This is a genomic window from Alsobacter sp. KACC 23698 (assembly GCF_045348435.1).
Taxonomy (GTDB): Bacteria; Pseudomonadota; Alphaproteobacteria; order Rhizobiales; family Beijerinckiaceae; genus Alsobacter.
Window position 1 is genome coordinate 4,711,693 of the sequence record NZ_CP157484.1, and the last position, 20,728, is coordinate 4,732,420.

Below are 20,728 nucleotides of genomic sequence, written 5' to 3' on the forward strand. Positions count from 1 at the left end.
CGGTCCAGACGGGCTCCGGACCCTCACTGGCGCCCGACGAGGCCGAGATCCTCGCGCCGCTGCTGCTCGGCGATGGACGCCGAGAGGCGGAACACGTCGCGCGACCGGATCGCGCCCAGCAGACGGTCGGGACGCTTCGGGTCGACGATGGGCAGCACGCCGCGGTCGTCCTGGCCGAAGATGGCCACCACGTCCGCCAAAGTCGCCGTGGGCGGCACCCGCACCACGGGCGTCCCGATCAGGTCGGCCGCCGCGAGCGGAAGGTCGGGCTCGTTCTCGACCACTTCGACGAGCGCCGGGTCGACGAGCCCGAGCAGCCGGCCATGGTCGTCCTGCACGGCCACCGCCTTGTTGCCGGCGTGGGACACCGCCCGGGCGACCTGGTCCAGCGAGGCGCTGGCCGGAAGGATGAACTTGGCGGGCCTGACAAGCTCCGAAATGCCGACCGTGGTCAGGCGGCTGATGTCGTGGCCGCCCTCCAGCGCGAGCCCGCGCTGCTGGAACCGCCACGTCGCGAAGCTGTAGCCGAACAGCCTGTCCGTCACGAGCGAGGACACCACCGTCCCGAGCGCCACGACGAGCGAGGCTTCGTAGTTGCCGGTGCTCTCCAGCACCAGGAAGGCCATCGCGAGAGGGCTGCCGATGATGCAGGCGCCCAGAGCCGCCATGCCGACCAGCGCGCACAGTGTGGGGTTGGCGACGGGCACATAGGGGATGAGCTGGGAGAGCCAGGCCACCGCCTGTCCCAGCAGCGCGCCGATGAACAGCGAGGCGCTGAACAGGCCGCCCCGGAAGCCCGCGCCCAGGCTGAGCGCGGAGGCCAGCGCCTTCGCGCCCAGGAGCCCGATCGCCAGGCGCCCGACGATCTCGCCGTTCACCGCCTCGTCGATGGCCGCGTGTCCGCTGCCCAGCACGCCCGGCGCGAGGAACGCCAGGGCCGCCAGCCCGAGCGCCCCCAGCACGCGCCGCACCGTCTCCGAGCGGGTGAGCGAGGCCAGCGATCGCTCGACGCCGCCGACCAGCACCATGACGCCGATGCCGAGCAGCGCGGCCAGGACGCCGATCAGCGCCGCCACCGGGAAGTCGGCCCACAGGGCCGAGGCGGTCTGCCGGATGATAAAGGGTTTCGGCCCGCCGTCCAGCGCCGCCACCGCCCCGAACCCCAGCAGGGCCGCCAGCGCGACCGGGGCCAGCGAGCGCTTGTTGTAGCTCCCCAGCACCAGTTCGAACGCATACAGCATCCCGGCGATCGGGGCCTGGTAGGCCGCCGAGATCGCTGCCGCCGCGCCGGCCCCGACCAGGAGCCGCAGGTCGGACCGGGGCAGCTTGAGGCGTCGGCCCAGCACGGAGGCCAGCACCGCGCCGACCTGCGTGACGGCCGCCTCCACGCCCACCGAAGCGCCGAACGACACTGACGCCAGGATCGGGATCACCACCGCGAAGCCGTCCATCCAGGTGAGATAGCCGCCCCGCAGGGCGTTCGCCTCGACGGCGTCGGACGGCGGCCGGTCCGACAGGCGGGACGTGGCCCAGGTCGCCAGCGACACCAGAAGCGCCCCCGCCAGCAGGGCGGCCCCGACCCGCCAGGGGGCCGTGTGCTCCGGCACGGCCACGCGCATCTCGGCCGCGAAGCCCAGGCTGGCCCGCTGCAGCCAGATGACGATGTTGTGGACCGCGAAGACGCAGGCCCCCGCCGCCAGCCCGACCGCGCAGGCGCTGGCCAGCACGACCAGCGGCGCGCCGGAGCGGTTGCGGAACAGCCTGCGCCAGCCGCCGAAGGCCGCCCCGGCCTCGGGCGTGGCGGTGGGCAGGCGTCTTCCCGGCCAGCGCGAGATGCGCCTGAGTCCGCCCCGCCAGATCGCGCCCACAGGTCCGCCCCTCACGATCCGCCTCGCGGAGCGAAGGGGGCGCGGCCGACATGGCGGCGGCGGGGTTCAGCGTCATGGTTCACGGTGCTGGAAGCCTCGACACGAGCAGGACCAAAGAAACGGAACGCAGAGAAGGCTGACCCGTCCCATGGCGAAGACGCAGCCGCACTGCTTTTTTCAACATGACCCTGAATGACGAAGATGTCGCGTCGAAGTACGCCATAGGCCGGCGGGCAGGTCTAGCCGGGACGCGGCTGCGTAGACCGGCCGGGAACGGGGTGGAGCCGCCATGAATCATCGCATCGCCATCGTGGGCGCGGGCGTCGCCGGCCTTGCGGCCGCCCGGGTCCTGACGGCCCGTGGCTTTGGCGTCACGCTGTTCGACAAGAGCCGGGGCGTCGGCGGCCGCATGGCGACGCGGCGCGCGGACGGCCTGCAGTTCGATCATGGCGCGCAATATTTCACCGCGAGGGGCGAGCGGTTCAAGGCCCAGGCCGCGCAATGGGCCCTGGACGGGCGAGCGGCCGAATGGGCGCCCGGCTGGTTCGTCGGAACGGCGGCGATGACTGCGCCGGCCCGCGCCCTGGCCGAGGGCCTCTCCGTCACGGTGGGGCGGACCATCTCGGCCCTGCGGCGCGGTCCCGAGGGCTGGAGCCTGGGCGGGCGCGGGCCGGACGGCGACACGCTGGACGGTCCGTTCGCGGCCGTCGTGCTGGCCACGCCGGCTCCGCAGGCCGTCCCGATCGCCGCGTCCGCCGGCCTCGACTGGCCCGCGATGCGATCGGCCGGCTACGCGCCCTGCTGGGCGCTGCTGCTGGCCTTCGACGCCCCCATCGGCTTGGCTGCCGCCAGCCTGCGGCCCGATGACGATGTCCTGGCCTGGATCGCGCGCGACTCGACCAAGCCCGGCCGCCCGCCCGGGGCCGAAACCCTCGTGGCGCACGCCGCTCCGGCCTGGTCCCGCGCCCATCTGGAGGACGCGCCCGAGACCGTAGAGGTCGCCCTCCTGGCGCGGGTGCGCCAACTGACGGGAGTCGCCGCGACGCCGCGCTACGCGGCGGCGCATCGGTGGCGCTACGCCCTCGTCGACAGGCCGGCGGGCGAGCCCTTCCTGTGGGACTCCGGGGCCCGCGTCGGCGCCTGCGGCGACTGGTGCATCGGCCCGCGGATCGAGGCGGCCTTCGACAGCGGCGAAGCGCTGGCCTTCGCCATGGCTCAGGACTTGTCTCAGGATTTGGGGGGCCACGATGACCGCTGAGCAGCACCCCCGCCTCACCGTCTATTACGACGGTTCCTGCCCGCTCTGCCGGATGGAGATCGCCCACTACGCCCGGCAGGATGGGGCTGAAAGTCTGTGCTTCACCGACGTCTCCGATCCGGCCGCCGCGCCGGGGCCGGATCTCGACCGCACGGCCGCGATGGCCCGCTTCCACGTGCGCCGGGCGGACGGCGCGCTCGTCTCCGGCGCGGCCGCTTTCGCCGACGTCTGGCGCGCCCTCCCGCGCTGGCGCTGGGCGGCCCGCGTCGCCGGGGCGCCGGGGATCATGCGCCTGCTGGAAGGGGCCTATCGGTGCTTCCTGCCGGTCCGGCCCTGGTTGTCGAGAGCCGTCCGGGTCGTCCAGTCGAGGCGGTCCAGACCAGGCTGACGCGGACCAGCGCAAGCTAGCTGAGGTCGCCCAGAACCCGCGCATACTCCTTCTCGGCGACGCCGTAGCTCTCGCGAGCCGCCTCACGGAGCTTCACCCGGTCGGTGATGGTGATGAGGCCGCGAGTCGAGCGGATCATGCCGCCGCCTTCCAGCACGTGAAGGGTCGTCGTGACGCCGGCCCGGCGCACCCCCAGCATGATGGCGATGAAATCGTGCACCAGCGGCACCTCGTCCCCGCCCAGCCGGTCCTGGCACATCAGGAGCCACCGGGCGAGCCGGACGTCGAGGTTGAACGAGCCGTGGGCCAGCGCCGTGCAGGCCATCTGGACGGTCTGTACATGGACGAAGCGCAACAGGAGGTCGCGCAGGCCGGGCGCCTCGCGCATCGCCGCCTCCAGGCTTGACGACCGGATGCGATGGCCGTTTCCGGCGGCCTGTACGAAGCACTCGTGCGGCGTGCGCGTTACGCCCAGCGCCACCGGCACGCCGACGAACCCCTCGCGTCCAACGATCGCGACCTCGATCCGCTCGCCCTCGGGGAAGCCGGCCACGATCGACCCGAGCCCTCGCTCGATGAAGTAGACATAGTCGATGTCCCGGTCCGGATGGATCAGCGTCATCCGCCGGGTCAGCACCACCGGCTCGAGATGGTCCCGGATCGCCGCAAAGTCGGCCGGCGACAGGGCGGTGAGGAGCGCGTTTCGAAGCCAGGCCTGGTCGGGATGGTTGTTCATCGGCGTCCCCCGCTGAGCTGGCGGGAGCGACCACGCCTCAGCCGATCACACTCGTCCGTCGCGCCATCGATCCCACCTTACACCCGGACACGCGCCGCCTGTACAATTTCGTACAGGGGCGCTCCTCAATCGTCCGGGCTGGCGTCGGTGATGGTGAACGCCATCAGCCTTCGGGCCAACGCTTCGGTGTCGACCGGCTTCGGCACGCGCGGGATGGAGTCGAACCGGGCCGGCACCGCGGTCGCGTCGTAGCCAGAGGCGAAGATGAACGGCGCCCCCCGTTGCTGCAGCGCTTCGGCGACCGGATAGACCGGGACCCCGTTGAGGTTGATGTCGAGCACGGCGCCGTCGATCACCTTGGCGTCCTTGATCATGGCGAGCGCCTCTTCGACCGTGGCGACGGGGCCGAGCACCTCCGCGCCGAACCGCTCCAGCGATCGGGCGAGATCGACGGCCAGGAGATACTCGTCCTCGACGACCAGCACCCGTCGGGGCCGCAGCTTGGATGTCGCTGCGCCGCTCATCGGTCCATGTCCTTCCCCAACGGCAGTTCGATGCGACAGCTCACGCCGTCCGGCCCGAAGGTCAGCGACGTCTTGGCCTGCAATTGATAGGGAAGCGCTTTCTCGATCAATTCGCTCCCATAGCCTTTCCGTCTCGTTTTACGATGCATTCTCACACGCGTTTCCCGCCAATCGAGCTGCAGGCGCTTCGGGTCGTCCGGGGGATCCAGCGACCAGTCCACGGTCAGGAGGCCGCCCTGGTCGCCCAGCGCGCCATGCTTCAGGGCGTTGGTGGCCAGCTCGTGCACGGCCAGCGCCACCGTCTGCGCCGCCGAGGCCGGCAGCGTGATGGGCGGCCCCGCCACGCTCACCCGCTCGGGATCCGGCGCGTGCGCGTCGAGCTCAGCCTCGATCAGATGGCGCAGCGAGATCCTGTCATGGCCCGCGCTCTCGGTCAGGCTCTGAACGCGGGAGAGGGCGCGCAGCCGACCCTCGAACTCCTCGGCGAACTGGGCCATGCCGCCGCCCTTGGCGAGCGTCTTGCGCGCGATCGACTGCACGACCGCAAGGAGATTCCTCGTGCGGTGCTGGAGTTCGGCGAGCAGCACGGCCTGCCGCTCCTGCAGCAAGCGAAGATTGTTGATGTCGGTCGACGTGCCGACCCATTCGGCCGTGTCGAGGGGGCCGTCTGTCGTCGGATTGGCGCGGGTCCGGTGCCATCGGTATTCCTGGTCCGCGATCCTCAGGATGCGGTGCTCCACGGAATATTCCCCGGTCTTCTGGGCTTCCCGCCAGGCCGCGCGCGTCAGCTCCCGGTCGTCAGGATGGATGGCCTTGAGCCAGTCGAAGCCGTGGCTCTGCGCATCCGACATCCCCGCGTAGACCTCCCATTGCGGGCTGCCCCATGTCCGATGGCCGTTCGACCTGCACCGGAACACGAGCTGGGGAATGCGGGTCGCCAGCACCCGGAACCGCGCCTCGCTCTCCCGAAGCGACTGTCCGCTGGCGTGCTGCTCGGTCCGGTCGCGCATGATCTTGGCGAAACCCGAGCCGTCGCCCAGCGGCGTCACCAGCCCGGAGCCCCAGAACCGCGAGCCGTCCTTGCGGACGTGCCAGCGCTCGTCCTCGGCGCGGCCGTGGGTTCGCGCGCCTTCGCGCTCCTTCTCCGGCGCGCCTGACGCGCGATCCTCGGGGGTGAACAGGACTTCGCCGTTCCGGCCGATGATCTCGGCGGCGGCGTAGCCCGTCATGCGGGAGGCGCCGATGTTCCAGCTCGTGACGACGCCCGTCTGGTCCAGGGTGAAGATGGCGAAATCGACGGCGCTTTCCGCGACGAGGCGCAGCAGTTCGTCCTGACGCGTTTCGGACGGCATCGCAGCGCGGGGCGGGCGTTCGTTCATGTCGCGGTGGGGCTTGGCTGAGAGGGCATCGGACTGAAAGCCCCGGCCGGGGCGCAGGTTCCAATAGCCCGCGAACGCGCGGGAGCAGCGGGGCGAAACCGCACCCGCCCGACCGACCCGCCTTGGTGGTGGCGACCCCTCAACAGGCCGACCGGTTGTTGTCCTGCTCGCAGTCGGGCAGCGAGAGAAGCTCGACCCGATGGGAGGCGGCGTCGGTCAATTCGATCTTCCAGCGACCCCGGTCGACCTCGGTGAATTCGTCATTGGCCAGGGCCCTGCATTCCCTCAGGGCGAAATCGCGGGCGTCGTCCTCCGATCGGAACGAGCGCCCCTCGATATCCAGCATCCGTTCTCGCCCCCGCCAGATGTTGATGTGGAAACGCGGCATGGCCTTGTGGCTCCTTGCCGCATCAACGCGGGCGCCATGGGGCCGTTCCGACGAAAAGTCCGCGATGTCAGCCGCGCGACCGGGGCGCGGGCCTGGCCAGGACGGAGACCGTGGCGGGCCTGGAACGGGCGGCCTCGACCAGCTCGGCGATCCGGGTGGCCAACTCCGTCTGGCGGAAGGGCTTGGCCAGGCGCGGAAGATCGGCGCCCGGCCCCTGGGTGAGATTGGTGTAGCCGGTGACCAGCAGCCCCGGAAGCTCAGGCCTGAGACGGCGCGCCTCGACGATCAGGTCGGCGCCGTTCATGCCGGGCATCAGGTAGTCGCTGACGATGATGTCGATGTCGCCCGCCTCGCTGCGCATCAGCCGGAGCGCTTCCCCGCCTGATCCGGCCTGCAGAACCGAATAGCCAAGGTCGGCCAGCATGTCGGCGGTGCCGAGCCTCACCAGGTCCTCGTCGTCGACGAGCAGCACCGTGGCCGACCCCACGGCGCGCGGCGCGTCCGCCTGCGGCTTTTCGCTCGCGGCGGCCTCCTCGTCGGCGATGGGCAGCCACAGCTCCGCCCGCGTCCCCAGCCCGGGCGTGCTGGACAGGGTCAGCGCCCCGCCCGACTGCGCCGCCAGGCCGTGCACCATGGAGAGGCCCAGGCCGGTCCCCTTGCCCAGGCCCTTGGTGGAGAAGAACGGCTCGACGGCTCGCTTCAATGTGCTGGCGTCCATGCCGACGCCCGTGTCGGCGACGCTGAGCCTGACATAGCCGCCCTCCTTGATGCGATGGCGGCTCTCGGGGCCGACCTCCTCGAAGGTGGCCGCAATGGTCAGCCTGCCGCCGCCCGGCATCGCGTCGCGGGCGTTGATGGCGAGGTTGAGCAGCGCCAGCTCGAGCTGGCTCGGATCGACGCGTGCGGCCGGGAGATCGGCGGACGCCTCTACGTCGACCACGATGGTGGGGCCGATCGACCGCGCGATCAGGTCCTCGATGCCGGCCAGCAATCCGGCGACGTCCACGGCGCTCGGCTGGAGGTCCTGGCGCCGCGCGAAGGCCAGCAGCCGCTGCACCAGCGTGGCGGCCCGGCTTGACGCCTGGAGCGCGTTCTCGATCAGCCTTTGCGAGCGCGGATCATCGGCCGCGATGCGGCGGCGCAGCAGGTCCAGGTTGCCCATCACGGGGGTCAGCAGATTGTTGAAGTCATGCGCCACGCCGCCGGTCAGCTGGCCGATCGTCTCCAGCTTCTGGGCCTCGTGCAGCTGGGCGAGCGCCTCCTCGCGCTCGCGCGTGCGCTCGGCGACGAGCCGCTCCAGCTCCTCCCGCGAGCGGGCGAGGCTGTCGCGCGCCTCGTACTGGCGCCGCCGGGCGTTCAGCGCGGACCGAACGGCCCGCACGAGGCTCTCGGCGTGGAGCGGCCGCTCGAGCAGCACCACGTTGCGCAGCAGGTCGAGGGTCTCCTGCGCCCGCGCCGCGCGCAGGCCCTTGTCGCCGTTGGCCAGCACGATGAACGGGAAGTCGGACCATGGCGGCTGGCGCTCCAGCCAGTCCAGCACGCCGCGAAGCTCGCCGGCGTTCAGGGCCTCTTCGGACGCGACCGCGGCGCCCGCCCCGGAGGCGAGCGCCGCATTCAGGTCATCGATGTCGGCGCAGACCCGGGTGGAGACGCCATGCCGGCGCAGGAGATCCGCCGCCACGGCCGCATCGCGCCCGCGCGGCGTCAGGATCAGGACGACGTCATCCATCGCGCACGCCGTCGGCGGACTGGCCCAAAGCGTGGGATGCGGCCTCGGCTCGGCTCTCCAGCAGCGTCGCGTCTCCGTGGTAGATCGGGGCTCCCGACAGGATGCCCTGGAAGTCCCGCAGCGGCCCGCCGACGGTCAGGCCGCCTGAGTCCACCCGGAACTCCCGGATCGTGCGTTCGTGGTCGGTGGTGCGGGTCTTGATCACCGAGATCGCCTTGCGCACCTCGCCGCTGGCCTCGAAGAAGCGCAGCAGCAGAACCGTGTCCGCCAGATAGCTGAGATCCACGTCCGAGCGGATGTCGCCGACGAGGCCATGCTGGCCGAGGATCATGATGGTGAGCACGTCCTGCTGGCCCAGATAGGACAGAAGCTCGTGCATCTGCAGGGTCAGGTGCCGGTCTTCCGGCATGGCCTGCAGATAGGCGTTGAGGCTGTCCACCACCACGACCTTGGCCCGGTCGCGCTCCACCGCCGTGCGCACCGCGACCGCGAACTCGCCGGGCGAGAGCTCCGCCGGGTCGATCTGCCGGATATTGAGCTGCCCGTTCTGCACGAAGGGGGCGAGGTCCATCCCCAGCGCGGCGGAGCGCAGCAGCAGCGTCGGCAGCCGCTCGTCAAAGAGGAAGAACGCGGCGTTCTGGCCCTTTTGCAGCGCCGACAGCATGCAGCGCACCGCCGTGGTGGTCTTGCCCACGCCGGCGGGTCCGCTCAGCAGCGTCGTGGTGCCGGGCACGAGCCCTCCCCCCAGCAGCGCGTCGAGCCCCGTCACCGTGGTGGCCAGCACCTCGGACGGCGCCCCGCCGGGATGTTCGGCCGCGATCAGGCGCGGATAGACGCAAAGCCCGCCCGTGATGATCGACATGTCGTGATAGCCGCCGCTGTACTGCACGCCGCGCATCTTGACGATGCGCAGGCGCCGCCGTTCCGCGCCGAAGCCGGTGGCGGACTGGTCCAGCGAGATCACCCCGTGGGCGATGCTGTGCAGCTGCAGGTCGCCGGGTTCGGACGTGCGGTCGTCCAGCACCAGCACGGTGCAGGCCTTGTTGGCGAAGAAGTGCTTGAGCGCCAGGATCTGGCGGCGATAGCGCAACGGGTTCTGGGCCAGGAGCCTCAGCTCGGAGAGGCTGTCCAGCACGACCCTGCGGGGCTTCAGGGCCTCCACCCGCTCCATGACGCCCCGAACCGTCTCGCCGAGCTCCACGTCCGACGGATGCAGGAGGGTCTGCTCGCGCTCCGGGTCCAGACCAGCTTCCGGCACGAGTTCGAACAGGTCGAGATCGTCGAGGCTCCAGCCATGCGTCTCCGCCACTGCCCGCAACTCGGGCGCGGTCTCCGACAGCGTGATGTAGAGGCCGTTCTCGCCGACCTGTTCGCCCGCGAGCAGGAACTGCAAAGCGAGGGTGGTCTTTCCGGTCCCGGGCGTTCCCTCGACCAGATACATGCGATGCGGCGTGATCCCGCCGCCGAGGATGGCGTCCAGCCCGTCGACGCCCGTGGTGGTGCGTGGCGCGGGAGTGAAAGGTCGGGCGGTGTCTTGTGACGTCACGAGCACGGGGTCCTGGGCGGGGAGAAGCCCGAGCGGGCCGGCGCGGCGGCTACGAAACCGAACGCGCCCAGATCGCCCCAAGCTGTCAGGCCGCCGAAAGCTTGGCGTCTGCTGACAACGGCAACGCGGCCCGTGTACTCTGGTTCCCACCGCGTCGGCGCCGGCTGGCGGATCAGTAGAGCCTTGGGCGGATGTCGGCCGCGATCCGCGTCAGGATGGCCAGGTGCCTCGGGCGTCCATCCTCCACCAGCAGCGAGGTCAGGCCGGAGATGCTCAGCGCGCCGACGAGCCGGCCGTCGCGGTTCATCAGCGGCGCGCCCAGGCCCGTGATGCCGATGAAGAAATCGTCGATCGCCAGCGCATAGCCGTCGCGCCGGATCGCCTCCGCTTCGCGGGCGAGGGCGGCCGGATCGGTCTGGCTGGCGGGCGTCCTGGCCGGCAGCGGCCGGCTGAGCGCAACGCGCCGCTCCTCCTCGGACAGGAAAGCGAGCAGCGCCCGCGGCCCGCCCCCGCAATTGAGCGCCGTGCGCGCGCCCACCGAGAACCAGCTCACGTCCACATGCGGAGCCTGCGCCCTGACGCGGTCGACGCAGAGCGCCATGCCGTCGTGATACGTCCACAGAAAGGACGTGGCGCCCGCTTCCTCGGCGATCGTGCTCAGGAAGGGCGCGACCGTCTCGCGCAGGTCGCGGCCGCGGTCGACCACCGATGCGAGCTCCAGCACGCCGACAGCCAGCGCATAGGCGCCCGCGTCGGGGTCGTGCTCCACCAGTCCGCCGAGCTGGAGCGTATGCAGCAGGCGCCGGGTCGTGCCCGCGTCGAGCCCCGCCGCGCGGGCGAGTTCGGTCAGGCTCTGGCGCGGGCGCGCCGCCGTGAACGCCTTGAGGAGCGCGACCCCGCGCTCCAACGCGCGCACGACGGGCACGCCGGGCTTTGCAGGAACGCGGCTGGCTGCGATCTTGCTAGAACCGTCCGCCTGAGAGGATCGAAACGTCGCCACCAGCCGCCTGTTTGTCACGCCATGACAATGCTTGTCACTGTTTGACAGCCCACGCAACGGTTGCATAGTCTCGAAAAGGTCGCGGGTCGCCGGGGCCGCGTTGGAGGGATCACGATGCTCGGATTGCGGATCACCACGGCTGTCGCATTCGCAGCGGCGCTCGGTTGGGCCGGCGGCGGCGCGGCGGCGCAGACTCCCAAGAAGGGCGGCGTCGCCCAGGTGATCGTCACCCCCGAGCCGCCGATGCTGATGCAGGGCCTGAACCAGACCGGCCCCACCAACATGATCGCCGGCAACATCTACGAGTCGATGCTGCGCTTCGACGACAAGCTCCAGCCCATGCCGTCGCTGGCCAAGAGCTGGAAGGTGTCGGAGGATTCCAAGGTCTTCACATTCACGCTGCAGGACGACGTGAAGTGGCATGACGGCAAGCCGTTCTCGGCCGACGACGTGGTGTTCACGCTCGACAAGTTCCTGCGCGAGGTGCACCCGCGCTGGCGTCCCATCGTCAACAACCAGGTCGAGAAGATCGAGAAGACCGACGACAAGACCATCGTGATCACGATGAAGCAGCCCTTCGGCCCGCTGCTCTTCGCCATGGAGGTCGCTTCCGCGCCGATCATCCCGAAGCACCTCTACGAGGGCACGGACTACAAGAACAATCCGAACAACAACACGCCCATCGGCACCGGCCCGTTCAAGTTCAAGGAATGGAAGAAGGGCTCCTACATCCAGCTGGTCCGCAACCCTGACTACTATTTGAAGGACAAGCCGGCGCTGGACGAGGTCTACTACCAGTTCATCCCGGACGCTGCGGCCCGCGCGGTCGCTTACGAGACCGGCAAGGTCGACGTGCTCACCGGCGGCGCGGTGGACATCTTCGACGTGCCGCGCCTGGCCAAGCTGCCCAACACCTGCATGACCACCAAGGGCTGGGAGATGTTCGCCCCCCATGCGTGGATCACCCCCAACGTGCGCAACGGCATCCTGGGCAGCAAGGAATTCCGCCAGGCGATGATGTACGCCATCGACCGGGACTTCGGGAAAGACGTCGTCTGGAACGGCTTCGGCAAGATCCCGACCGGGCCTATCTCGTCCAAGACCAAGTTCTACTCGGATAACGTGAAGAAGTACTCCTACGACCCGAAGAAGGCGAAGGAGCTCGTCAAGGCGTCCGGCTACAAGGGCGAGACCATCAAGTTCCTCGGCCTGCCCTATGGCGAGACGTGGACGCGCTGGGCCGAGGCCATCAAGCAGAACTTCGCCGATGTCGGCATCAACATGGAGATTGTGACGACGGACGTCCCCGGCTGGGTGCAGAAGACCAGCAACTGGGACTTCGACCTCACCTTCAACTTCCTCTACCAGCTCGGCGACCCGGCCATCGGCGTAAGCCGCTCCTACGTGTCGGGCAACATCGCCAAGGGCAACCCGTTCGGCAATGTGGGCGGCTACTCCAACCCCGAGGCAGACAAGCTCTTCGCCGACGCCGCCGTCGCGCCGACGCCCGAGAAGCGCCAGGAGCTCTACACCAAGGTGCAGCAAGTGCTGGCCGAGGAGCTGCCGGTGCTGTGGCTGCTCGAGCTTGAGTACCCGACCATCTACCGCTGCAACATCAAGAACCTGGTCACCACCGGCATTGGCGTGAACGACGGCTTCCGCGACGCCTGGAAGGAGTAGGGGGCCAGCTCTCTCCCGCGCAGCGGGGGATCGTGCGTCTGGACGTTGCAAGAAGGAGGCTCCGTCATCCCCGGCGCGCCGAAGGCGCGGGAAGGGGATCCAGCGGAGCGGCGCAGAAAGAGTCTGGATCCCCTTCCCCTCCACGGCTTCGCCGCTCCGGCCGGGGATGACGGAGAGGACAAGGATGTTTGATTGATGGGCATGGCCCGGTTCCTGGCGTCGCGATTGCTGAAGGGCGTCGTCGTGCTCTTCGCCATCGCGGTGCTGAACTTCTTTCTTATCCGCGCCGCGCCGGGCGATCCCGCGGCCGTGATGGCGGGCGAGGCCGGCGCCGCGGATGCGCAGTTCCTGCAGCAGCTACGCGAGCAGTTCGGGCTCGATCGCTCCATTCCTTATCAACTGGGCGTCTACCTGAAAGGCTACGCCACGCTCGACCTAGGCTACAGCTATCGCCAGCAGCGCAGCGTCGCGGCCGTGGTCGGGGAGCGCCTGCCCGCCACGCTGCTGCTCACGGGCGCGGCCTTCATCATCTCGCTGGCGCTCGGCAGCCTGCTCGGCATCCTGGCTGCGGCGCGCGCCGGGCGGTGGTCGGACAGCCTGATCACCACGGCCGCGCTGGTGTTCTACGCCACGCCGCTGTTCTGGATCGCGCTGATGAGCCAGATTGTGTTTGCGCTGAAGCTCGGCTGGGTGCCCAATGTGGGCTACGAGACCATCGGTGCCCACTACACGGGCGTCCAGCGCGCGCTCGACATCGCCAGCCATCTTGTTCTGCCGGCGCTGACACTGGGGCTGTTCTTCACCGCCCTCTACGCCCGCATGATGCGCGCCAGCATGCTGGAGATCGCCGGGGCGGACTTCATCAAGACGGCCCGCGCCAAGGGGCTGCGCCCCTCCGTGATCACGCGCCGGCACATTGCCCGCAACGCCATTCTGCCGATCGTGACGCTCGCCGGCCTGCAGGCCGGGCAACTCGTCGGCGGCGCGGTGCTGACCGAAACGGTGTTCGCCTGGCCGGGCATCGGCCGGCTGATGTTCGAGGCTCTGGTGCAGCGCGACTACGCGGTGCTGCTCGGCGTCTTTTTTGTCTGCTCCGCCATGGTGGTGCTGTTCAACATCGTGACGGACCTCGTCTACCGGGTCGCCGACCCGCGCATCGAGGCCGCCTGATGGGCTTCCTGTCGCGGTTCGCCGCCAACAAGGGCGCGCTGGTCGGCCTCGTTCTGCTGATCGCGCTGCTCGCGTTCGCGGTGCTCGGCCCCTGGCTCTACCCTACCTCGCCCTGGCGCATGGTGGCGCGGCCCTTCACTGCGCCCTTCGTCACCGACCGCTTCCTCCTTGGCACCGACACGCTCGGCCGCGACGTTGCGGCCGGGCTCGTCCACGGCGCCCGGATCTCCATCCTGATCGGGTTCGTGTCCACCCTTGTGGCGCTCCTCATCGGCGTGCCGCTGGGCGCGCTCGCCGGCTATTTCGGCGGCTGGATCGACGACGCGCTGATGCGCATCACAGAGTTCTTCCAGACCATCCCGAGCTTCGCGCTCGCCATCGTTCTCGTCGCCGTCCTGCAGCCTTCGATCTACTCCATCGTGCTCGCCATCGGCATCGTCAGCTGGCCACCGGTGGCCCGCCTCGTGCGCGGCGAGGTGCTGTCGCTGCGCACGCGCGAATACGTCCAGGCCGCCATCACGGTCGGGCAATCGACGCCGCGCATCATCTTCAGCCAGGTGCTGCCCAACACGGTCGCGCCCATCATCGTGATGGCGTCCCTGATGGTGGCGAGCGCCATCCTGCTGGAATCCTCCCTTTCCTTTCTGGGCCTCGGCGATCCAAACCTGATGACTTGGGGCTACATGGTGGGCGCCGGCCGCACGCGCCTGATGGACGCGTGGTGGATCAGCTTCTTCCCCGGCGTGGCGATCTTCCTCACGGTGCTGGCGCTCAACCTCGTCGGCGAGGGCCTGAACGACGCGCTGAACCCGCGCCTGTCGCGAGGCCGCGAGTGAGCCAGCGCCCCGTTCTCGATATCCGCAACCTCACGCTGGCCCTGCCCGCTTTGGCGGACCGCCCGTACGCCGTGAGCGGCCTCGACCTCGCCATCGCGCCCGGCGAGCTGCTGTGCGTCGTCGGCGAGTCCGGGTCCGGCAAGTCCATGGCGGCGCATGCCGTGATGGGGCTCTTGCCCCGGGCCGTGAAGCCGGTCGCCGGCCAAGTGCTCCTGAACGGGCGCGACCTCCTGGCGCTGGACGACGTCGCCATGCGGGACGTCCGCGGGCGGGAGGTCGGCATGATCTTCCAGGAGCCCATGACGTCGCTGAACCCCGTCATGAGGGTCGGGGACCAGATCGCCGAAACGCTCGAGGCGCACCGCATCGGCGACGGCGCGAGCCGGATGCGACGCGCCGTCGACCTCATGACGGAGGTCGGCCTGCCCGACCCCGCCCGCATGGCCCGCGCATTCCCGCATCAGCTGTCCGGCGGGCAACGCCAGCGCGTGATGATCGCCATGGCGCTGGCGCTCCAGCCGAAGCTGTTGATCGCCGACGAACCCACGACCGCGCTCGATGTCACCACGCAGGCGCAGATCCTGAAATTGATCGATGCGCTCCGCCGCGACCACGGCACGGCCGTGTTGTTCATTACCCATGATTTCGGCGTCGTCGCCGAGATCGCGGACCGGATCGCGGTGCTGCAGCATGGCGTGATCGTGGAGCAAGGCCCCGCCGACGCCGTGCTGGGCGATCCCCGGCACGACTACACCAGGCGCCTTCTCGCGGCCGTGCCGTCGCTGACGCCGCCTCCTCCCCGGCCCCGCGCCGAAGGCGAACCCGTCCTGTCGGTGAAGGGCCTGGGCAAGATCTACCAACGGCGCAGCCTGTTCGGCGCGGGGCGGGTCGTGCAGGCGGCGTCGGACGTCTCGTTCTCGATCGCGCGCGGCGAGACGCTCGGGCTGGTGGGCGAGTCGGGCTCCGGCAAGTCCACGGTGGGCCGCTGCTGCATGCGGCTGATCGAGCCCGACGCCGGCCAGATCCGCATCGACGAGCTCGACATCACGGCCCTGTCGGCGCGCGCCTTCCGGCCGCACCGCAAGCGCATCCAGATGGTGTTCCAGGACCCGTTCGCGTCGCTCAACCCGCGCCGCACCGTGGGGCGCATCATCGCCGAGGGCCCGGTCGCGCAGGGCGTCGATCCGCCGGCCGCCCTGGAGCGCGCCCGCGAATTGCTGGACCTCGTAGGCCTGACGCCCGGGGCGATCGATCGATACCCGCACGAGTTTTCGGGCGGTCAGCGCCAGCGTATCGGCATCGCCCGGGCGCTGGCGCTCGACCCCGAGATCCTGGTCGCCGACGAGGCGGTCTCGGCGCTCGACGTCTCCGTGCAGGCGCAGATCCTCGATCTCATCCAGGACCTGCAGAAGCGGCTCGGCCTCGCCATCCTGTTCGTCACCCATGACCTGCGCGTCGCCGCCCAGATCTGCGACCGGATCGCCGTGATGCAGCGCGGCGAGATCGTCGAGATGGGCGACACCGCCACGCTCTTCGCCGCGCCGAAGCACCCCTACACGCAGCAACTCCTCGCTGCCGTTCCAGGCGCGCGCCGTCTGAAGGCGACGTGAGGATGCCGATCGAATCGAGACAAGACTCGTCGTCAGTGCAAGCAGAGCGAAGCAATCCAGACATGGGGCTCAGCCCCGGTTTCTGGATTGCTTCGTCGCTCCGCTCCTCGCAAGACGAAGAGGCAACGGTTGAAGAGGACAAACCTATGCCGCTCGACCCCGCCCTGCGTGACCGCATCATCGCCGCCGTGGACGCCGGCTTCGCCGAGCAAATCGCCTACACGCAGGATCTGATCCGCTTCCCGTCGCTACGCGGCGAGGAGCAGGCCATCCAGGATTTCGTGTTCCGCGCCATGCGCGACCGAGGCCTCGCGATGGACCGCTTCGCCATGGACGAGGCCGCCATCACGGCCCATCCGGGCGGCGCCCCGTTCAGCGAGGAGCACTCCAGAGCGCCCATCGTGGTCGGCATCCACCGGCCGCGCAACGAGACCGGCCGCTCGCTGATCCTGCAGGCGCATGTGGACGTGGTGCCGACCGGCCCGGCCGACATGTGGAGCCGCCCGCCTTTCGAGCCCGCCATCCAGGGCGACTGGCTCTATGGCCGCGGCGGCGCCGACATGAAGGCCGGCCACGCCGCCAACCTGTTTTGCCTCGACGCGCTGCGCCGCATCGGCCTGCAGCCGGCGGCGACCGTCACGGTCCAGTCCGTCGTGGAGGAAGAGTCGACCGGCAACGGCGCCCTGATGACGCATCTGCGCGGCTACAAGGCCGACGCCGTGCTGATCCCCGAGCCCGAGGAGGAAATGCTGGTGCGCGCCAACACGGGCGTGCTCTGGTTTCAGGTGGAGGTGCGCGGCGTGCCCGTGCACGTGCGCGAGATGGGCGCGGGCGCCAACGCCATCGACGCCGCCTATCGGATCGTCGGCGACCTGCGCGGTCTGGAGGAGGAGTGGAACGCCCGCAAGGCGGGCCGGCCCCACTTCGAGAACGAGGAGCATCCGATCAACCTCAACATCGGCAAGATCGAGGGCGGCGATTGGGCCTCCTCGGTGCCCTGCTGGTGCCGCATCGACTGCCGCGTCTCGATCTATCCGGGCACGAGCGCCGACGAGGCCGCCCGCGAGATCCGCGAGCACATCGGCGCCTTCGCGCGGTCCGACCGGTTCCTGGCCAACAACCCGCCGAGCGTCACCTTCAACGGCTTCCACGCCGAAGGCTATGTGCTGGAGCCCGGCTCCGATGCCGAGACCGTGCTGGGCCACGCGCACGAGGCCGCGACCGGTTCCGCCCTGAAGAGCTTCATGACCGCCGGCTATCTCGACACCCGCGTCTATGCGCTCTACGACCGCATCCCGGCGCTGTGCTACGGCCCGAAGTCGGAGAACATCCACGGCGTCGACGAGCGCGTCAGCCTGGCGTCGCTGAAGCGCATCACCGCCACGATGGCGCTGTTCGTCGCCGAATGGTGCGGCGTGGAGCCTGTCGCCGGCCCGGAGGCGTCGTCGTGAAGGCCTTCTTCCATCCTGCCCAGCGGGCGCACCGGCCCCTCCAGTTCATGCGCACGGGCGTGATCAGCGACCCGAAGGACGTGCCGGAGCGGGTCGAGCCGCTGTTGCAGGCCCTCCGCGCGCGCCACGTGGCCGTCGAGCAGCCGGCCGACGCCGGCCTCGCGCCCGCTTCGTCGGTGCACAGCGCGCCCTATCTGGATTTTCTCGCCACCGCCTATGAGCGGTGGTCGGGCCTGCCCGCCGCCGGTCCCGAGGTCCTGCCCAACCTGTCGCCCTACTGGAACGGCCGCCCGGACCGGGACGGCCGGCCGCCCTGTCCGTCGCCGTCCGTCGTCGCCCAGGCCGGATATTATCTGGGCGATCTCGCCGTCCCGATCGGGCCCGACACCTTCGCCTCGGCGATTGCGTCCACCCACTCGGCCTTCGCGGCCGCGAATGCGGTGCTGCACGGAGAAGCTGCGGCCTACGCGCTGTGCCGCCCGTCGGGCCATCACAGCCGGTCCGACCGGGCCAGCGGCTTCTGCTACCTCAACAACACCGCCCTGGCGGCCCAGCGCCTGCTGGACCGGTTCGACACGGTCGCCGTCCTGGACGTCGACGCCCATCACGGCGACGGCACGCAGGAGATCTTCTATCGCCGAAGCGACGTGCTCACCGTTTCGGTGCATGTCGACCCGCAGGTCTATTACCCGTTCTTCATCGGCTACCCGCACGAGACCGGCGATGGCGAGGGCGTCGGCGCCAATCTCAACCTCCCCCTGCCGGCGGGTTCGGGCGACGACGCCTTCCTGGAGGCCGTGGACAAGGGCGTCGCCGCGGTCCGGGCGTCCGGCGCCGGCGCGCTGGTGTTGGCGCTGGGCTATGACGGCCATCGCGACGACCCGATCACCGCGCTCGACCTGTCGACGCAGGCCTATGGCGAGGTGGGCCGCCGCGTCGCCGGGCTCGGCCTGCCGGTGGTCGTCGTCCAGGAGGGCGGCTACCAGGTCTCGATCATCGGCGACTGCCTCGGGGCCTTCCTGGACGGCCTGGCGACCGCCTGACCGAACCGATCCCGGCCTGGCCCGTTGACTCCTCCGAGACAGCGAGGCCACCGGAGTGTCCCATGCCTACCGAACTGCCCAATGAACGCGCCATCCGCCAGCCCGGCTCGATGGAGCTCGATCCTTCGTCAGGGGAAGGCGTGGCGCTGGAGGAGACGCGCAAGCTCATCGCCTCCAACAAGGTGGAGGGCACGGCCGTCTATGACCGCGCCGGCGACCAGCTCGGCTCCGTCTACAACTTCATGGTCGACAAGGTCTCGGGCCAGGTCGCCTATGTGGTGATGTCCTTCGGCGGCTTCCTCGGCATCGGCGAGAGCTACCACGCGCTGCCCTGGCGCGCCCTGACCTATGAGCCGCGCGTGGGCGGCTATGTGGTCGACATCGACCGCGACAAGCTGCGGGACGCGCCGCATTACGGCGCCAGCGAGGATCCGTTCGTGGACGACGAGTACGGCGCCAAGGTCGACGCCTATTACCGCACGGCGCCGACCTCGTGAGGCCCTAGCCTTCGCGTGAGGCCCTAGCCTTCGCGTGAGGCCCAAGCCTTCGCGTCAGGCCCTAGCCTTCAAAGGAGCAACCCAGGCGCTGCAGGGTCTGGTCCACCCAGGACCGGTCCAGCTGGCCGGCCTCGGTCTGCTCCATCTGGCGGTTTTCGGCGTCGTTCTTCTTCTTGGCCGCCTCGTAGACGGCCTCGAGGTCCCCATAGGGAACGCAGACCACGCCGTCGCCGTCGCCCATGACCAGATCGCCGGGCTGGATCACCATGCCCTCGATGGCGATCGGATAGCCGATCTCGCCCGGCCCCTCCCGCGATGGGCCGCGATGCGTGACGCCCAGCGCAAAGACGGGGAGATTGCGCGCGCGCAGCCCGTCGGCGTCCCGGATGGCGCCGTAGATCACCAGCCCGGCGACGCCGCGCCGGATGGCGTGGGCCAGCATCAGTTCGCCGAAGACGGCGTTCGTCACGTCGCCGCCGGCGTCATACACGATGACGTCGCCCGGCGAGGCCATGTCGATGGCCTTGTGCAGCATCAGGTTGTCGCCGGGGCGGGTCTTGGCCGTCAGGGCCGGCCCGGCCATCACGCCGTCCCGGTGCATCGGCCGCAGGCGCGGCCCGCCGGCCACCACGCGCGACATGGAATCGCTCACATTGGCGACCGGGATGGACCGGAACCGCTCGACGGTCTCCGCCGAGACCTTGGCCCCGCGATGGGGACGGACCCTGAAACCGACAGGCATGCGTGACCTCCAGGCAAGCGCGGGACCAGGGCCCGCATTCCTCGCCTGCGTAGCGCGCGCGCCCGGCCGTGGCAACGCCGGCCGGGATCAGACCTGGCGGGTGACCATCATCTTCTTGATTTCGGCGATGGCCTTGGCGGGGTTCAGCCCCTTCGGGCAAACCTGCGCGCAGTTCATGATGGTGTGGCAGCGATAGAGCCGGAACGGGTCTTCCAGCGCGTCGAGCCGGTCGCCGGTCGCCTCGTCGCGCGAGTCGATCAGCCAGCGATAGGCCTGCAGCAGCGCCGCCGGGCCGAGATAGCGGTCGCCGTTCCACCAATAGCTCGGGCAGGACGTCGTGCAGCACGCGCACAGGATGCACTCGTAGAGGCCGTCCAGCTTGTGCCGGTCGTCCGGGGACTGCTTCCACTCCTTCTCCGGAGAGGGCGACGAGGTGTGCAGCCAGGGCTCGATCGAGGCGTGCTGCGCGTAGAAGGTTGACAGGTCCGGCACGAGGTCCTTGATCACCGGCATGTGCGGCAGCGGATAGATCCGCACCGCGCCCTTGATGTCATCCGTCGCCTTGGTGCAGGCCAGCGTGTTCGTGCCGTCGATGTTCATCGCGCAGGAGCCGCAGATGCCCTCGCGGCAGGAGCGGCGGAAGGTCAGCGTCGGGTCGATCTTGTTCTTGATCCAGATGATCGCGTCCAGGACCATCGGCCCGCAATCGTCGCGGTCCACCCAATAGGTGTCGATCCGCGGATTGCTCTCCCCGTCCGGATCGTAGCGATAGATCTTGAACTCCGTGACGCGCTGGGCGGCGGCCGGCTTGGGCCAGACCTTGCCCTGCACCGGGCGCGAGTTCTTGGGAAGCGTGAGCTGGACCATGGGCGGCTCTATCTCC

Annotated in this window: 19 protein-coding genes; 9 read left to right on the plus strand and 10 right to left on the minus strand. The window is 69.8% G+C overall.

Annotated elements, in window-relative coordinates; translation table 11 throughout:
• Positions 1-23: 23 nt before the first annotated feature.
• Positions 24-1,883 carry a chloride channel protein gene (locus ABEG18_RS22540; protein WP_406855279.1) on the minus strand — a complete coding sequence of 620 codons (1,860 nt, stop codon included), beginning with the start codon at positions 1,881-1,883 and terminating at the stop codon, positions 24-26.
• Between the two features lie 274 nt (positions 1,884-2,157).
• Here ABEG18_RS22540 and ABEG18_RS22545 point away from each other — a divergent pair, with 274 nt between their 5' ends.
• Entirely contained in the window at positions 2,158-3,126 is a 969-nt protein-coding gene (locus ABEG18_RS22545; protein WP_406855280.1) for an NAD(P)/FAD-dependent oxidoreductase, read from the plus strand.
• On the plus strand, positions 3,116-3,514 hold the full coding sequence (locus ABEG18_RS22550) for a thiol-disulfide oxidoreductase DCC family protein (protein WP_406855281.1): 399 nt from the start codon (positions 3,116-3,118) through the stop codon (positions 3,512-3,514). The genes ABEG18_RS22545 and ABEG18_RS22550 overlap by 11 nt, the downstream gene beginning before the upstream one ends.
• A 16-nt stretch (positions 3,515-3,530) precedes the next feature.
• Here the strand turns inward: ABEG18_RS22550 and ABEG18_RS22555 are convergent, their stop codons facing one another.
• The 7 genes from ABEG18_RS22555 to ABEG18_RS22585 form a co-directional block, all read right to left on the minus strand.
• Entirely contained in the window at positions 3,531-4,250 is a 720-nt protein-coding gene (locus tag ABEG18_RS22555) for a Crp/Fnr family transcriptional regulator (RefSeq protein WP_406855282.1), read from the minus strand.
• A gap of 125 nt (positions 4,251-4,375) precedes the next feature.
• Positions 4,376-4,774 (minus strand): response regulator, encoded by a 399-nt coding sequence (locus tag ABEG18_RS22560; protein ID WP_406855283.1) that lies wholly within the window; start codon positions 4,772-4,774, stop codon positions 4,376-4,378.
• A complete protein-coding gene (locus tag ABEG18_RS22565) occupies positions 4,771-6,126 on the minus strand; it encodes a sensor histidine kinase (RefSeq protein ID WP_406855284.1) in 1,356 nt (451 codons plus the stop codon). The genes ABEG18_RS22560 and ABEG18_RS22565 overlap by 4 nt, the downstream gene beginning before the upstream one ends.
• 166 nt (positions 6,127-6,292) lie before the next feature.
• On the minus strand, positions 6,293-6,541 hold the full coding sequence (locus tag ABEG18_RS22570; RefSeq protein ID WP_406855285.1) for a DUF6894 family protein: 249 nt from the start codon (positions 6,539-6,541) through the stop codon (positions 6,293-6,295).
• A gap of 67 nt (positions 6,542-6,608) precedes the next feature.
• Positions 6,609-8,270 carry an ATP-binding protein gene (locus tag ABEG18_RS22575; protein ID WP_406855286.1) on the minus strand — a complete coding sequence of 554 codons (1,662 nt, stop codon included), beginning with the start codon at positions 8,268-8,270 and terminating at the stop codon, positions 6,609-6,611.
• Positions 8,263-9,816: an ATPase domain-containing protein gene (locus tag ABEG18_RS22580; protein ID WP_406855287.1), complete on the minus strand. Its 1,554-nt coding sequence runs from the start codon at positions 9,814-9,816 to the stop codon at positions 8,263-8,265. Before ABEG18_RS22580 ends, ABEG18_RS22575 begins: the two co-directional genes overlap by 8 nt.
• A 172-nt stretch (positions 9,817-9,988) precedes the next feature.
• Entirely contained in the window at positions 9,989-10,741 is a 753-nt protein-coding gene (locus ABEG18_RS22585; protein WP_406855288.1) for an IclR family transcriptional regulator, read from the minus strand.
• Positions 10,742-10,930: 189 nt separating this feature from the next.
• On the opposite strand from ABEG18_RS22585, the gene ABEG18_RS22590 reads away from it, so the two are divergent.
• The 7 genes from ABEG18_RS22590 to ABEG18_RS22620 all read left to right on the plus strand — a co-directional run bounded on the left by ABEG18_RS22590 (position 10,931) and on the right by ABEG18_RS22620 (position 19,103).
• Positions 10,931-12,496 (plus strand): ABC transporter substrate-binding protein, encoded by a 1,566-nt coding sequence (locus tag ABEG18_RS22590; RefSeq protein ID WP_406855289.1) that lies wholly within the window; start codon positions 10,931-10,933, stop codon positions 12,494-12,496.
• A gap of 201 nt (positions 12,497-12,697) precedes the next feature.
• Positions 12,698-13,666, plus strand: coding sequence for an ABC transporter permease (locus tag ABEG18_RS22595; protein WP_406858683.1), 969 nt, complete (start codon positions 12,698-12,700; stop codon positions 13,664-13,666).
• Positions 13,666-14,502, plus strand: coding sequence for an ABC transporter permease (locus ABEG18_RS22600; RefSeq protein WP_406855290.1), 837 nt, complete (start codon positions 13,666-13,668; stop codon positions 14,500-14,502). The genes ABEG18_RS22595 and ABEG18_RS22600 overlap by 1 nt, the downstream gene beginning before the upstream one ends.
• Positions 14,499-16,112, plus strand: coding sequence for an ABC transporter ATP-binding protein (locus ABEG18_RS22605; RefSeq protein ID WP_406855291.1), 1,614 nt, complete (start codon positions 14,499-14,501; stop codon positions 16,110-16,112). The genes ABEG18_RS22600 and ABEG18_RS22605 overlap by 4 nt, the downstream gene beginning before the upstream one ends.
• A gap of 146 nt (positions 16,113-16,258) precedes the next feature.
• A complete protein-coding gene (locus ABEG18_RS22610; RefSeq protein WP_406855292.1) occupies positions 16,259-17,563 on the plus strand; it encodes an ArgE/DapE family deacylase in 1,305 nt (434 codons plus the stop codon).
• Positions 17,560-18,606, plus strand: a complete 1,047-nt coding sequence (locus tag ABEG18_RS22615; protein ID WP_406855293.1) for a histone deacetylase family protein — start codon at positions 17,560-17,562, stop codon at positions 18,604-18,606. Before ABEG18_RS22610 ends, ABEG18_RS22615 begins: the two co-directional genes overlap by 4 nt.
• A gap of 62 nt (positions 18,607-18,668) precedes the next feature.
• A complete protein-coding gene (locus tag ABEG18_RS22620) occupies positions 18,669-19,103 on the plus strand; it encodes a PRC-barrel domain-containing protein (protein ID WP_406855294.1) in 435 nt (144 codons plus the stop codon).
• A 61-nt stretch (positions 19,104-19,164) separates the two neighbouring features.
• Here the strand turns inward: ABEG18_RS22620 and ABEG18_RS22625 are convergent, their stop codons facing one another.
• Together ABEG18_RS22625 and ABEG18_RS22630 are read right to left on the minus strand one after the other, a co-directional pair.
• Positions 19,165-19,845 (minus strand): RraA family protein, encoded by a 681-nt coding sequence (locus tag ABEG18_RS22625; protein ID WP_406855295.1) that lies wholly within the window; start codon positions 19,843-19,845, stop codon positions 19,165-19,167.
• A gap of 87 nt (positions 19,846-19,932) precedes the next feature.
• Positions 19,933-20,712, minus strand: coding sequence for a succinate dehydrogenase iron-sulfur subunit (locus ABEG18_RS22630; RefSeq protein WP_406855296.1), 780 nt, complete (start codon positions 20,710-20,712; stop codon positions 19,933-19,935).
• Positions 20,713-20,728 lie beyond the last annotated feature (16 nt).